This window comes from Natroniella acetigena, assembly GCF_023227745.1.
Taxonomy (GTDB): Bacteria; Bacillota; Halanaerobiia; order Halobacteroidales; family Halobacteroidaceae; genus Natroniella; species Natroniella acetigena.
Genome location: NZ_JALKBX010000010.1, coordinates 43,156 through 58,805 on the forward strand (window position 1 = coordinate 43,156; position 15,650 = coordinate 58,805).

Here is a 15,650-nt window from a genome sequence, read left to right on the forward strand (position 1 = left end):
ATACCTATGATTAGTATGTACCACAAGGTACTGACGAATCTCTGGAAGTACGGGTCTAAAATATTAATAATCAGAAATGATTATATCAACAATAGTTTGAGGTATGTGGGGTTAGTAAGATTGTAAACTATGAAAATCCTTATACACTTACAGGGTGTATATCCATACCAAAGTGGAACATACAGGCTCAGAGGAGAAATCTAAGGGTATATGTACAGGTAAGGTCTTTTGGAACAAAGGAAGCTAACAACATGGAGGTCTTAATACCGATGAAATGGTGGTATGGAAGATTTTAATAACATACCTTAATGTTAGTGATAGTGTTGGCATTAACCGATAATACTCTAGTAATGTAGAGTTAGGGATAGCCAATAGTCAATATTCTAAGTTATAAGATATATCATTTTTAGCATAAGGTTCTTCGTGAGACTAAGAAAGGCGAAGTCTCTTTTCAAAAGGAGGTTTTAGCCGACTTATGACTGCATTAGCAGAGAATTATGTTGAGTATCCTAAGAAACAAAAACTAAGGAATAATGAGTATTATGATACCCAAACGATACAGGATAAACTGTATAAGTATAGTCAAAAAGGTTACGATTTTAAGAACTTAATGCAACACATAACTTCAAGGAAAAATATTTTACTTGCTTATCGTAATATTAAAAGGAATACAGGTAGTAAGACTAGAGGAACTAACAATACTACTATAGAGGACTTGGAACAATGGACTACTCAAAAATTGGTTGACTATGTAAGAAACAAATTAGAATATTATAAACCTCAACCTGTTAGAAGAGTTTACATTCCTAAACCTGATGGTAGAAAAAGACCTTTAGGTATTCCTACAATGGAAGATAGACTTATCCAACAATGTATGAAACAGGTCTTAGAGCCTATTTGTGAAGCTAAGTTTCATAAGCACTCATACGGTTTTAGACCTAATCGTAGCACCAAACATGCAATAGCAAGAATATCAACTTTAATGAATAGGAGTAAACTTCATTACTCAGTTGATATTGATATTAAATCTTTCTTTGATAATGTTGACCACAGTAAGTTAAAGAAACAATTATGGTCAATGGGAATTAAAGATAAAAAATTAATATCAATACTTGGTGCGATGCTTAAAGCAGAAATTGAAGGTGAAGGAATCCCAAATAAAGGTACACCTCAAGGTGGAATTATCTCACCTTTACTATCAAATATAGTTTTAAATGAATTAGATTGGTGGTTATCTAATCAATGGGAAACCTTTAAATCAGACTACAAATACAGTAAAAGCAAAAGTAAATACAGGGCATTAAGGAAATCAAACCTTAAAGAAATATATATAGTCAGATATGCTGATGACTTCAAGATTATGTGTAGAGATTATGAAACAGCCAGTAAGATTAAAGTAGCCACAATCAAGTGGCTAAAGGAAAGACTTAACCTTGAAGTTAGTAAAAAGAAAACTAAAATTACTAACCTTAAAAGGACTTATACTGAATTCTTGGGTATTAAACTCAAAGTTAGGAAGAAAAGTAATGAATATGTATGTAAATCTAGAGTAGCCAATGGTGTTAAAAAGAAGATAGCTGATAAGCTGAAACACCAAATTAAAAGAATTAATGAAGAAACTACTGTTAAACAAGTATCAAAACTAAATTCAATGATACTTGGAATGCAGAACTATTATTCTATGGCTACAATGGTTTCACATGATTTTAGAGATATAGCCTTCTTAGTTAATAAAAATATCGAGAACCGACTTAGCTCGGATTTAAGTGAAAAAGGTATTGAATCAAGAGCTTTCAAAAAGTTTTATGGAAAGTATAACTATAAACCTTATTATGTAGCAGGAATCAGAATATTTCCAATTACAGGTGTAACCTTTAATATTCCTATGCACTTTTCACAGAGAATATGTGATTACACCAAAGAAAGAAGGGAAAAGATACACAAGAAACTTAAAAGTGTATCACCAGTAGTACAAAAATACTTAGTAGAGAATCCAGTAAGAGGTGAAACTACTAAATACAATGATAACCGTATTGCCAGATACTCTGGTCAAAATGGTTGTTGTTTTATTACTGGATTTCCTTTGTTTATTGGAGATATAGAGTGTCATCACAAGAAACCACGAAAATTAGGTGGTAAGGACACTTATAGAAACTTGTGTCTAGTTAAGAAAGATATACACAAGTTAATCCACGCTACTAAAGAAGAAACAATTAAACTCTACTATGATAAGGTGAAAGGGATTCTTGATGAAGATGCCCTGAGTAAACTCAACAAACTTCGAGCTAAGGCAGGAAATGATTGTATCGAACTAACTTAGACTATGATGGAACGCCTAGTGAGTTTGAAAATCTCACGCTAGGTGTGAAGAGGGGGAAAGGCTGGAAATAGGTAATATTACTATTGAAGGCTTACCTATCTCTATCACAATGCTTGAATATAAAAGTAAGTGGTATGATTGTACATTGCACAAAGTAGATAGATTTTTTGCTAGTAGTCAAACTTGTTCTAAATGTGGTGCTAAAAATCCTAAAGTAAAAGACCTATCAGTTCACACTTGGACTTGTAGTTGTGGAGCAACATGGAATAGGGATGAAAATGCTAGTTTAAACCTTTTAAAACAAGGTAAATTAGAATTAGGTATAAGATAGCCTATATACTGTCGGGCTGACAGGAATTTACGCCTTTGGAGAGAGCGTAAGACCTGCTTAATCTACCATTTGGTATGCTTTAAGTAGGCAATTCTCTATGAATAAGGAATCCTCGTGGGCTTGCCCCGAGGAATGTCAATACATGCTTCACAGATAAATAAATTTCTCTGCCCCCCCGTCTAATTGACAGTTGATAATTGATAATTCAAAATCATAAAACCACAAACCCTTAGACCATCAATAGTTGGAAAACATCCTGAGACTAAATAATCAGTCTTCCAATATTTCCTTTTAGTTGAGGAGACTCAAGATTAAAGTTTACTGATTACAATACCTTCTCTAAATTATAAAACCAGGGGAGTAAAGATGATAAAAGACATCCTTACTCCCTTAATAATCCTTATTAATATTACGTTATAGAATTTGCACGTAAAACCCGATGGGCTTGCCCTCGGGATGTAAGTGCTATTTTTAAAATAATTCGATATTATTTTAAAAATATGATATACTACTAATAAGTTAAGGTAAATCTAAAAACTGAATATATGAAGTTGCAATAGGAATTGAAGCGATAACCAAGCTCCTCTATTGCGAATTTATTACGAAGTGTCTGTTAAGACACGTAGGTAAAATATTCAAGGTATCAGAATTCCTTAATCGTCAGTACCGTAGGGCGTACGGGATTCTAAGCCTCTGGAGAAACTGTAAGACCTAATTTCTTACTTAACACTTGATGTTAAGCAGAAATAGGCTCGTTTCTAGGAATGAGGAATCCACGTGAGCTTGCTCCGTGGAGCGTCAATTTTATCTTTCTTGTGCTTTAATTCTTCCTTCACTACTCCCACATCTCCATCTACCAGGTGAAACTCCCTCAAACTTCTTAAATACTTTAGAAAAATAACTCTGATCATTAAATCCGCTCATCTGAGCAATATCAGCCAAGGAATATTCTTTTTCTAATAATTTCTTTGCTTCTTCAATTCTAACTCTATTTAAATAATCTGTATAAGTAATATCTAATTCTTCTTTAAATAACTTACTAAAATAAGCAGCACTGAGACCAACTTCTGAAGCTACTTGATCCAAATTAATGTTTTCATCATAATTTTCTCTAATATACTTCATCGCTCGACGAATAATATCTTTATTTTTAACATTCTTTAACACAAAAGTTGCTTCTATAAATCTATCTAAAACTTTAGCTAAAGATCCAGAGAGTTCATTAATATCTCCAACTTTATTTATCTCTTCTAAATAAATATACTCTAATCCAAAAATCACTTCTAGATCGGCTCCAATCTCAATCGATGCTCTAGCTAAAATAACCATTAACTCTATTGTTTTTGACTTTACCATTTCAAATTTACTACCGGTTTGAAAATAAATAAACCCTAAAATTTCATTTAAAATCTCTTTAGCTCCTTCTTTATCACCCAATTTAACTTTAGAGATCAGTTCATTTTCTTTTTCAAAAGGATATAGGATTTCATTCCCTTCATTATCTTTCTTTAAACTATGAACAGTTTCAGCAATTCTAGCATTAATTTCATTAAGCTCTCTTCTCTTTTTTAACTCATCAATATTATCAACCATTAACCCTTTAGCCAAGCGCATCAACATTTCAGCTAAATGCCGAACTCTTACAGTATCTACTTTAGTCAATTTATTTAAGCTAGCCTTAATTTGATCAACCTTACCTTCTAATACTGGGTTTTGTTTAACTATATTCTTCAACAATAGATCATTTATTTGATAGATTAAGATTGGACCTCCCGTTAAAAAATATTTCAACTTCTTATTCTCCAAGATTGGAACGGCCCAATTAACCAATCCATAAGGGCAAGAATAAATATAAGCTTCCCCTAACTTTTCTGCTTGTAAACCTCCATCAAAATATGACTGTTTACAGTCCTTTTTTCCCTGTTCACAACTATAAACTAGTTCACAAAAAGAAGATTCATTTCCCATTGAAATTTCAGTAATCATATTACCTTTATTATCAAAAACTTTACAACCAACATTAGTAACTAAGCTATAATTTTCTATTAAATCATATAGATCTCTTTTTTCTATCTCTCCATCCATTTAATTAATACCCTCCTTCTTTAATTTAATATTTTAGCTTAGTTGATAAATTCCCTTCTAAAATTGATAAAAAAATTTATTAACTTTAAATCAATTATTTTTATCCCAATTTAATATTATTACTACTATAATTTCAAATCAATCTATATATAGTAATTAGAACCAATTGAATTCACCTTCAGCTTACACAGATAAATTCTATAATTAACTTCTGTTATTCTCATTCAAAATTGTTTAGTTAAGTTTAATAATATTAAAAATAATTTTCTGTCGAAATTAATCAATTCAACTTCATAATTCTACTCTTTTTTGTGCTAACTATATGTATTATAAAAAAATTTATATATGGGGTTTCAGAAATTAAACTAAATTTTGATTTATAAATTTATCTTAGATTAAACCTTCTTTACCTTTGTTGTGTCCGCTCTAAATCAATATCTAGATCAAAAATTTCAGCATCATCAAGCAGTATCTGTGGTTTTCCTAAAGTTTTAATAATAATTCCAGCAATTAATCCAGTAACTAACGGAATTATAAAGCCACCAATTATAGCATGAATTTGAACTGTTCCTACAATAGGAATGGCCATTAAACCTCCAAAAACTCCTGGTATACCGTGTAAGTTATTGACTCCCATTGTATCAGTAAGATTAGTCTTTTCTCTAAGCCACCCATCAAAATAAAGGAAACATAAACTAGAAATAACCCCTGCCGCTGCTCCAATTAACCAAGCAGTTCCAGGGCCAACAAGATCAACCGTAGAACCAATAGCTACACCACCAGATAATAAAGCATATGTATAAACTAATGGATCAACCTCACCTTTAAGTATCTTAATCACCAAAAATGAAACTAAAGTAGATGCCATTAAAGCTAAATAAGTAGTTGTCATACCTGAAATGATTAACTCTGGAGGTAATAAAGCTGTAGTAAAGGATGGCCATAATACCCAAAGTAACATACTTGCTAACCAAACAAAGGAAATACTATGGGTAGTAGCGTCCATGGAAGCTTCATTAACTTCTTTTCTCTGTAAAGCCATGATTACTCCCCAACCCCAGTAAGCAGCAAACATATGAACTAAAATTGAGCCGCCACTATCTGCAACACCTTCTAAATAAGTAAAAAGAAACCATTCATTAAGGATATAGGCCGGGACAAAGAAAATACTCAGCGGTATGAAATGCGATATTTTAACATGTCCAAATATTACTCCTGCTGCAATTATTAAAGTAATCGCACTAAAAACTCCAGCAATAATCAACTCAATACTCCAATTAAAACCAAATAAATTCTTTTGTATAAGTATATAAATTGGAAAGGCAACCGATAAAGTAAGTAAAGTTACTAAACAAACTCCCCACTCAAACCTTTTAATAAATAACATTAAAAATGCTACTAGCATAAACATAAAGAAGACATCTTGACCTCGGTGATACTGAAATAACTCAGCTTGGCTTTGCTCTACAGAGGCAACAGCTATAGAACTAAAAAGAAATATTATTAATAATATACCCACTAAAGTAGAAACCGATTTTCTTTTCATAATATATAACCTCCTGCTTTTATAAACAGTACTCTCCCTACAAGTCTTATTAGACTTTCCGTAATAAAAATCATTTGCTAAATTTAAGCCTATCACTACGGTACTTCACAGATAACTAAATTTCTCTGCACCCCCGTCTTAGTGTACAATGTACAATTGACAATTGATAATTGATAATTGAAATTCATAAAACCACAAACCCTTAGACCATCAATATTTACAAAGCATCCTACGATTAAATATTTCACCTTCCAATATTTTCTTTTAGCTGAGAAGACTCTATAAAAAATCAAATGGGCAGACACTAAAAAGGCTGCCCATTTAATTTTTTTAATTTTCTAAAGTTCAACCTTGAACTACCTTAATATAATTAGCACAATGCTTATCATTGCCTAATAAAGTATCACTAGCAGTCAATAAAGACATGATCTATTGTTTAATATATTAAATATTAACCTACTATCTCTCTAATTATAGTTACTGCTTCATTAGCATTTTCTGCATAACCATCTGCTCCAATCTTTTCTGCAAAGCGTTTTGTAACTGGTCCACCACCAACCATTACCTTGAATTCATCACGTAAGTTTTCTTCCTCTAAAGTACTCAATAATTCTTCATTTTCTCCCATAGTAGTAGTCAATAGTGCACTAGTTCCGATAATATCAGCATCAACTTCTTTAGCCTTAGCAATAAAATCTTCAATAGGAACATCTGTTCCTAAATCAAAGACTTGAATTCCATTTGCTTCTAATATAGAAGCAACGATTCCTTTTCCTATATCATGAACATCACCTTGTACTGTTCCTAATACAATCTTAATAGCCTCTGCTTCATCTCCACCTTGTTCAGCAGCTACCTCCTGTAAAACAGCAGTACCTTGTTTCATTGCCTCAGCACAACCCATCAACTGAGGTAAAAATAATTCACCTCTATCAAACAATCTACCAACCTCATTAATTCCAGCAGTAAATCCTTTTTCAATCATTTCTAAAGGATCAATTCCCTCATCAAGTGCAGTTTGAGCAAGCTCTTCTGCTTTATCTACATTAGCATCACAAATTGCATCAGCCGCCTTTTTAAAAAGTTCATTACTCACAAAAATCCCTCCTGACATTTATTCTTAAATCTAAGTATTTATACCTTAAGCCAACTGAATAATCTTTATATCCTTCTGATTAGCTAATTTCTTCTATCAGTCATCTGTTCTTAATTAAGAAGTCTTACTTTTAAACTTCTCTACAGAATTAATCTTAATATCAAGCAACTTGGCAACATTAAACTTAGCTTCCATTCCTTTAGCATTACCAGCACCAGGTTGAACTCGACCAATATTTAATTCTTTTCTTACCTCATCCATAATTACTGGATCAGTAAGTTCTTTTACATCTACTCCTAATTTGCCAGCAACATACTCTTTTGCTTCATCTAAACGCATATTCTCGGTCATTTGCATGCGTGCTACCAGATCTCCGGCAGTACGTACTCCACCCATGCCCGAAGCCAATGCGTGACTGATGACCATACCGTTAGGGTCACCTACACCTACCTACAACCCATCTAACTTACCAACCTCAGCTAGTGCAGCAGAAGCTCTACTTAAAGAGTCAACTGGAGGAGTTTCAACGATAGGTACACCTCCTACACCCATACCTACATTAGCGTGTACAGGAATATTAGCTACTTCAGCACACGCCTTCATCATAGTAACAGTTCTTCCTATATTCCAAGGAATTGTCTCACTACTGTTGATATTAACTACTCCACCAAAGATGTCAGCTCCAGCTTTTTCAGCTAATTTCACCTGCTCATGTGGATATAATCCTGCTAAGTTAACACCATCATATTCTATCTCTCCATGCATTCCTAAAACAAACTCTCCTGACATTCCCATCTCAATACTGATATCAGGATACTTTTCCTTTAAGATCTCTGTAGCTCTTAATGTAGCTAAGAAATCTGGTTCCCCGGCAGAGCCAGTCGTATCAAAGTTGATTCCATCTGCTCCTGCCTCATACATCTTACTTGCAACAAAGACCATATCACTTATAGCGTGCTCTACCATTCCTTCATAAGCTTCTTGTGCTTCCTTAATTTTCCCTTTTGGCAACAATTCGGCTGGGTTTGGAAACGACCCATCTGGTTGACTATACAATGATAGATTAGGCATTGCTCCATAAAAAACTGGTAATACTGTAGTCAATAAAGCTTGTTCCATTTCTATTTGTTCCTCAGCTATTATAGGCTTTATTGGCTTATAACTGTAATCAATATGAGCCATTTCTGCAGTATCGGAACAGAATGCCCTTTCATATAGCTGTAAATCAGGAATTCTACCGATTGAAACAGCTAATCTTTTTAACTTTACAGAACCTTCATCAAAGGTTAATACCAATTCGTTACCAGTCTCAACACTTACAAATTTATTAGGTCTTGTATATATATCAGCTAACCTATCAATTTCATCCTCAGAAAGAGAGTCTATATTAGCTCGATCAGTAGCATCTTCAACTCCTCTTTCTATATCAGCTCTAATTTCTTCTTCTGTCATTTCTATTGTAGAGCCATCTCCTAGTCTTGTTTGAACCATTCTTTCTCCTCCTTTGCTCAATCAAATTTTAGTGGAAATCTGTTTTAAAAGCTTTAACTTCTTAAATAGAACCTAAACAATAAAACCAAGCCAAAAACTACAACAAACTTTGAGATTATCCCCCCCCTTTTAAAACAATTGAGAATTAATTAAAAGTATTCATTAGGTAAGTAAGCTATATAATAATATACTAATAGTCAAGTTAAATTATTAATAAAAGTAACATTTTTCTCTAAAAACCAAAAACTCTAATCCATTTATAAATGGATTAGAGTTTTTATAATAAACTTTAATAATATCCTGCTCCACAATCAAAAACACAGTTATTATCACCTTGAATTATATTCAAACGAATATGATTTATAAACCAATCTTTAACTTATTCCTCAAAATCAAAAGACGTCTTTAATTTCTTTTCATTCTTATACCGCTCAATAGCTAACTCAATCAATTTATCGATTAACTCTGAATAAGAGATCCCACTTATCTCCCACAACTTAGGATACATACTGATTTTAGTAAAGCCAGGAATGGTATTAATTTCATTAACAATTATTTCATTATCTTCTTGGATAAAGACATCAACCCTTGCCATTCCCTGACAACAAAGTACTTTAAATGATTCAACTGCACACTCTTGTACCTGCTCTATCATTTCATCAGTAAGTTTTGCTGGCATCTCTAAAGCCGCTCCACTTTCATCTATATACTTAGCTTCATAAGAATAAAACCCTTCTTTAGGAAGTATCTCTCCAGGTACTGAAGCAATCGGTTCTTGATTACCAAGAACAGAACATTCAATCTCTCTTCCTTCAATCGCTTCTTCAATAATAATTTTATTGTCAAATTCAAATGCTATCTTTACTGCTTGCTCAAACTCAGCTTGATCAGCAGCCTTACTAATCCCTACTGAAGAACCAAGATTAGCAGGCTTAATAAAGACTGGCATTCCTAACCTATCTTTTACTTCTGTAAAATCAATCTTTTCTTGCTCAATGCGATGATACATTAAAAAATCTGCAATTGAAATTCCTGCATCTCGCAGTAATCTTTTCATTACATCCTTATCCATCCCTACAGCTGACCCCAAAACGTCAGCCCCAACAAAAGGAAGATCTACCAGTTTAAATAATCCTTGTACTGTACCATCTTCTCCATAAGGGCCATGCAGAATTGGAAAGACTACATCTAGCTCTTCTAAAACTTTAAAGTCATTAATAGTAACTAACTGTTCTGTTCCTTCTCCTAAAATCAAGGCAACTTCATCATTTGATTTACTTAACTTAATCTGTGTAGATTCGGTAGTATTTAACAGAAATTCTAAATCTTCTTTAAGATACCACCGTCCTTGTTTATCCATTCCAATTAAGACAATCTCATATTTTTCTTGATCCATAGCTTCAATCACATTTTTAGCCGATTGAAGAGAAACCTCATGTTCAGCAGACTTACCTCCAAAAAGAACTCCTACTCTAACCTTTGTCAATTCAATCCCTCCAATTTATTTAATCATAGAATTTAGCCATTGGAAACCCTATCACTTCTAGCGCAGGGAGGAAAACGGCTTTTTCAACTCCTTTCTGTTGAAAAGTTTGTTTTTTAAGATATAATAAAAACACAAGTGAATATATGGAGTTGCTTTGACTAATACCTTCAAAGTGTAAAATATTCAAGGTATCGTGTAGCTACTCAAATGTAGCATATAGAGTAATCTGTAGCCCCTATTGTCTTTACAGTAGGGATAGGATTTTTTAGTCAACTGCCCTGTAACTTTCTTAATCCCGAATCACCCACTTGTAGGTTTAAGAAGGTGCGAATCTTGTTAATAGACTATGCTGAGCATGGTTTATTATTTAACAAGCTCGGTACTTCTAGTGCCGAGAAGTTGACAAAAGTTATTTTTATAGTTTAAAATTTAACTCCTTAATAAATTTTATTTATAGATAATTATGTTAATTCCTTTTTAGACTATTCTTATCTTAAATTACAAATAATATGATACTGAATTACTCCATAATCCAGTTGATAAACCAGGAGCAATTAAAGAAAAACCTGCTATCTTAGAAAAAGCTTGTCATTTAAGTCAAAACTTCTTCTAAGCTTATCTATTTACAGGAACGGTCAAACCACCTTGGGGCATAATAATCGTCTGATAATCTGCACCATGCTTTTCTTCAACATAAGCTAACGCCTCATCAATTGAATCCACCTTCTTAGCAAATAAAGCTTCAGATAGCTCTTCATCAAGTCCAGAGATCAGTATAAACTCTTTATCCATCACCACTTTACTGATTGCAAAGGCTTTATGTCCACCAAGTACAAATTTTTCTTTAATCCTTTCTATATTATCCTCCGGTTGTTGGGAAGTATTGACCCATTCAACAAAGACATCCTCCCCTAAACCGGAGCTACACTCTGCTAACAAGATAATAGTTCCTCCAGGTTTAACCCCAGCATTAGCATTATCTAACGCCTTTTGAGCTTGATAGATATTTATATCTTTTGGATAACCTCCCGCACTGACCAAAGCAAGGTCAGCTTGCTTATCAATTGGTACATGATACATCTGAGCTGAAGTCTCAACTCCAGCATACCAAGCCTCTTCTAAATCCCCAGCGACTACCTCAACAATCTCCTTTTTACTATTAGTCACTACATTCAAGATAAAATCGACCTCAGCCTTCCTAGCTGCCTCAATCATTTCTAAATTAACTGGATTCTCTACTACCGGTGGTAAATCCCCAAGTAGCTCAACCATTTGTGAATGGTTAAATTGAATACTCTCTCGCCCTGCAATCCCTGGTAGGATCGACTTTCTCCCTCCAGAAAATCCTGCAAAATAGTGCGGAGCAATCACCCCAATTGTAATTAAAAGATCAGCTTCCACAGCTCTTCGATTAACCTGTAATTGATTACCTGAGCTCAGTTGACCTAGATCAACCAAATCTTGATCAGGACTATGAGATACAAACTGATATCCTTCTGCTAACCACTCACCAAAAATTTCTTCATTTTCCTCGGCAGTATTAGGATCATGGATCCCAGTAGCAATCACAAAAATTATCTCTTCTTTTGTCACTCCTGCCTCCTCCAATTCTGCTAGCAATGGTGGCAATAAGTGTTGATAAGGTGTCGGACGACTAACATCATTAACCACTATTACAACCTGCTCAGGAGCTTTCTGCTTAACTAGTTCTGTTAGTGGTTTGGCCCCTAATGGATTCTTCAACCTCTCCCTAACTGCATCTAATGGCTTGACCAATCCTTGTCGTTCATTAGGCTCTAATATTTTAACTGACGGCAAACGCTCATCATCAAACTCAAGTTTTTCCCTTCCATACTTTAATTTCATTTTCCAATCCCCCCCAAAAAAACATTTAATAATTAATATTGAATAATTTACAATTCAAAATCCAAAACACCATGCAAGAACTAAATCCCTATCTTCTCAATAGTTAACTTAACCTCAACCTCAGCCTTAAACTCAGTCTATTTCTTCCACTTTTCTAAAACAGCATAGGCATCATGAGGATGGATTGATTCTTGATGCTTACTGCTGACTCGAAACCAAGTAACCTCTTCTTTTTGATCCAATTTTTCTGCTACTAGACGGACTATATCCTCAACAAAGCGTGGATTACGATAAGCTTTTTCTGTGATATACTTTTCATCTTCCCGTTTCAAAATCGAATAAACCTCACAACTGGCTACTTCTTCTACCAATTCAATCAACTCCTCAATCCAAATTGAACCTGTATATCTAACAGCAACCTGAACATAACCACGTTGATTGTGAGCTGAGTAAGCACTGATCTCTTTGGAACAAGGACATAACGTAGTAACTGCAACCTCTACCTGCAAAACAAGATCATAATCATCTTCCTGTAATGAAGTCTCCAACCCACATTTATAAGGTACTAACCCTGTAAAATCAGAGACTGGAGCTTCTTTATCCATAAAATAATCAAACTCTAAATCTAAATAAGCATCTTTGACTTCCATTTTCTGCTGCATAATTTTCAGTACCTCTTTTAGATCAGGTTTCAATCGCTCAATGATCCAATTCTCCTCTCTTAACTCCGATAATAAGATTGGTAAGCGACTCATATTAATCCCCTTTAAATTTCTCTCTAAATCAACAGCCAGAGCAAACTTCCCAACTGTTGAGATTACTTCACCACTCCGAGCTTTGATCTTAACTGGATAAGTTAGATTATCTACTCCTACCTTATTAATCGCAAATCCGTAGTCTCCTTCTTGGTTTTGAATATCTTTTAGTTGATTAATTTCTTCATTTTCCATCTTAAACACCTCGTGTCTCTTCTGACCAAATAATTTTATGAATTTGAAGACTCAATCTTACCTTTAAGCCACTATTATTAAAATATTCTTCTTTAGTAGTTAAGAAATCGACCAGATAAGCTGGCTCAATCTCTCCAGTTACTGGAGAAAAATTAATAATTACACCATTCGATGCTAAAACTTCTCTATAATTACTAATAACCTCTTCAGCATACTCAATATCTTCTTGACTTCCAACTACAAACTTCAATTCATCTTTAGAATCTAATTTTTGTAAATTTTCCCCTAAGCGATCATGTTCAACCATTCCAGAACTAGGGCACTTGACATCGACTGTATAATCGACCTGGGCCAACGTACTATCAGTCAAAAAACTTCTGAACTCTTGATTATCGTAGAGAGGGCAACTTCCATTAGTCTCAATTCTAACTGCAAATCCTTTAACAGCCAGATAAAGTGGTAGATACCTCTTAGGATAATCAACTTCTAAAGGTTCACCACCAGTACAGATAACCTGCTGTGATCCAAATTCAGTCACCTGCTCAACTATCTTCTCTGGTAACATCCAACTGACCCCTGCTCCACTTCGCTCATAACTATATTGAGTATCACAATAACTACACCTCAAATTACAGCCAGCTACTCTAACAAACGTAACTACCTCTCCTGCAGAAATCCCTTCTCCAGAAATACTATTAAAGATTTCAACTACCGGTATTTTAGTCTCTCTAAATTCCTCAGTCTTCATCTTATTCATCCTCTCTGATCTCGGCAAAACTGGTCGGTGTCTCCCAGACCTTGACTCTAGATACCCTGACTCCTTCCTCTTCAAGCTTAACATTTAAGACTTCCAAAAAATAAACAGCCATCTCTTCAGCAGTCGGTCTAAAATCGACTTCAACAACCTTTCTACCTTCTTTTTGTAACAATTCAGCTATCTGATGCTCCACAGCATCAGAAGAGCCTGTCCAATAAACAAAAGCATGATCAAACGGGCCAATTATCTCCTGCTTGACCAACTTTTTTAAATCTTTAAAATCCAAAACCATCCCTGCAGCCGCTTCAGACTCAGTAATTAATTGTTCAGAATTTCTAGTTACTTCAACTTGTAATTTATAAGTATGACCATGTAAATTCTTACATAACCCTTGATGGCTTGCCAACATATGGGCCATATCCCACGTAAATTCTTTAGTTATACTTAATTTACCCATTCCTTCTCCTCCTTATAAAATCAGTGTACAATTTACAATTTACAATTTACAATTTACAATTAAAGTTCAAGCCCTTAAAAGCAAGAAAATTTAAAGCTTTTTAATTGTACATTGTACATTTCGTCAATTGTCCATTATGAAGCTATTGAGCTTTATAAGCAACCGGATCCTGATATCCAGCTTCTGCGAAAGCCTCTAGCCTCAATTTACAGCTATCACATTCTCCACAAGCCAACTCTTCACCTTGATAGCAAGACCAAGTCAAACCATAATCAACCCCTAACTCCATTCCTAGCTCTATCTCTTCAGCCTTAGTCATGTCAATAAATGGAGTCTGGATCTGAATCTTCTTCCCTTCTTCCACTGCACAGACAGTACCTTGATTGATTGCATTCTCCATCGCTGTAATAAACTCTTGGCGACAATCTACATAACCAGAATAATCAACCTCACTGACCCCAATAAATATATCTTGAGCACCTACCACTTCAGCATAAGATGCAGCATAGGATAAGAAGATCATATTCCGAGCCGGTACATAAGTCACCGGGATCTCATCTGAATCCTCCTTAGCAGTCGGAACATCTATCTCTTCGTCAGTCAACGCCGAACCTCCAAAGCTACCAAAATCAGTCTGTACAACTACATGCTCTGCCACCCCTACTTCCTCTGCTACTCGCTGAGCAGATTCTAGCTCTTTGTCATGGCGTTGACCATACGCAAACGATAAGGCATAAACTTCGTAACCTTTAGATTTAGCTAAGTACAGAGCTGTCGTCGAATCTAAACCTCCTGAAAATAACACTACTGCTTTTTTCATTAATAACCCCCCACCTAGAATTCAATTAATATCTAATATTGAATAATTGAAGTCAAAAACACCTAGAATTCAGTTGATAGTTTACAGTTGACAGTTAAAGATCAAACCTTTAGAATCAAAGAGCCCTAAACACTTTTTAAATTGTTCATTGTCAATTGTCCATTAGCTTTATTAACTATCAACTATCAATTTATTTTAATTATTCAATATTCATTATTCAATATTCAATGCCTTTAATTGTTCATTATTCAATCCCTCCGAGTTTTTATAAACCAAAAAACTCTCCGTGAGCCGCTGATAAATCCTCGCTTTAAACTTGTAATTACCTACTAGTGGCTCTTCAATGCTTTTTACTATTCAATATTCAGTATTCAATATTCAATGCCTTTAATTGTTCATTATTCAATCCCTCCGAGTTTTTATAAACCAAAAAACTCTCCGTGAG

At 34.3% G+C, this 15,650-nt stretch carries 11 protein-coding genes and 1 pseudogene; 2 read left to right on the forward strand and 10 right to left on the reverse strand.

The features are described from left to right. Positions 1-475 precede the first annotated feature (475 nt). Both ltrA and MWH25_RS04095 read left to right on the forward strand, forming a co-directional pair. Positions 476-2,320, forward strand: coding sequence for a group II intron reverse transcriptase/maturase (ltrA, locus tag MWH25_RS04090; RefSeq protein ID WP_248626151.1), 1,845 nt, complete (start codon positions 476-478; stop codon positions 2,318-2,320). Positions 2,321-2,429: 109 nt separating this feature from the next. Further along, positions 2,430-2,651: a zinc ribbon domain-containing protein gene (locus MWH25_RS04095; RefSeq protein WP_248626153.1), complete on the forward strand. Its 222-nt coding sequence runs from the start codon at positions 2,430-2,432 to the stop codon at positions 2,649-2,651. 804 nt (positions 2,652-3,455) lie between these two features. Here MWH25_RS04095 and MWH25_RS04100 read toward each other — a convergent pair. The 10 genes and pseudogenes from MWH25_RS04100 to queC all read right to left on the reverse strand — a co-directional run bounded on the left by MWH25_RS04100 (position 3,456) and on the right by queC (position 15,205). Next, positions 3,456-4,736: a PocR ligand-binding domain-containing protein gene (locus tag MWH25_RS04100; RefSeq protein WP_248626155.1), complete on the reverse strand. Its 1,281-nt coding sequence runs from the start codon at positions 4,734-4,736 to the stop codon at positions 3,456-3,458. A 406-nt stretch (positions 4,737-5,142) separates the two neighbouring features. Beyond that, the gene (locus tag MWH25_RS04105) at positions 5,143-6,282 is read right to left on the reverse strand and encodes an ammonium transporter (protein ID WP_248626157.1); all 1,140 of its coding nucleotides are present in this window, start codon (positions 6,280-6,282) and stop codon (positions 5,143-5,145) included. A gap of 451 nt (positions 6,283-6,733) precedes the next feature. Next, a complete protein-coding gene (locus MWH25_RS04110; RefSeq protein ID WP_248626159.1) occupies positions 6,734-7,378 on the reverse strand; it encodes a methyltransferase cognate corrinoid protein in 645 nt (214 codons plus the stop codon). 114 nt (positions 7,379-7,492) lie between these two features. Further along, positions 7,493-8,869: pseudogene (mtbB, locus tag MWH25_RS04115) on the reverse strand ([dimethylamine--corrinoid protein] Co-methyltransferase). 379 nt (positions 8,870-9,248) lie between these two features. After that, positions 9,249-10,355 carry a D-alanine--D-alanine ligase gene (ddlA, locus tag MWH25_RS04120; RefSeq protein ID WP_248626161.1) on the reverse strand — a complete coding sequence of 369 codons (1,107 nt, stop codon included), beginning with the start codon at positions 10,353-10,355 and terminating at the stop codon, positions 9,249-9,251. Between the two features lie 615 nt (positions 10,356-10,970). Then, positions 10,971-12,221 (reverse strand): nickel-dependent malate racemase, LarAH6 family, encoded by a 1,251-nt coding sequence (larAH6, locus tag MWH25_RS04125; RefSeq protein WP_248626163.1) that lies wholly within the window; start codon positions 12,219-12,221, stop codon positions 10,971-10,973. Between the two features lie 137 nt (positions 12,222-12,358). Beyond that, positions 12,359-13,171, reverse strand: coding sequence for a GTP cyclohydrolase FolE2 (gene folE2 / locus MWH25_RS04130; RefSeq protein ID WP_248626165.1), 813 nt, complete (start codon positions 13,169-13,171; stop codon positions 12,359-12,361). Position 13,172: 1 nt separating this feature from the next. Beyond that, the gene (locus MWH25_RS04135) at positions 13,173-13,919 is read right to left on the reverse strand and encodes a radical SAM protein (RefSeq protein ID WP_248626167.1); all 747 of its coding nucleotides are present in this window, start codon (positions 13,917-13,919) and stop codon (positions 13,173-13,175) included. A 1-nt stretch (position 13,920) separates the two neighbouring features. Then, positions 13,921-14,385, reverse strand: coding sequence for a 6-pyruvoyl trahydropterin synthase family protein (locus MWH25_RS04140; RefSeq protein WP_248626169.1), 465 nt, complete (start codon positions 14,383-14,385; stop codon positions 13,921-13,923). Positions 14,386-14,527: 142 nt separating this feature from the next. Then, positions 14,528-15,205, reverse strand: coding sequence for a 7-cyano-7-deazaguanine synthase QueC (gene queC / locus MWH25_RS04145; RefSeq protein WP_248626171.1), 678 nt, complete (start codon positions 15,203-15,205; stop codon positions 14,528-14,530). Between the last annotated feature and the right edge of the window lie 445 nt (positions 15,206-15,650).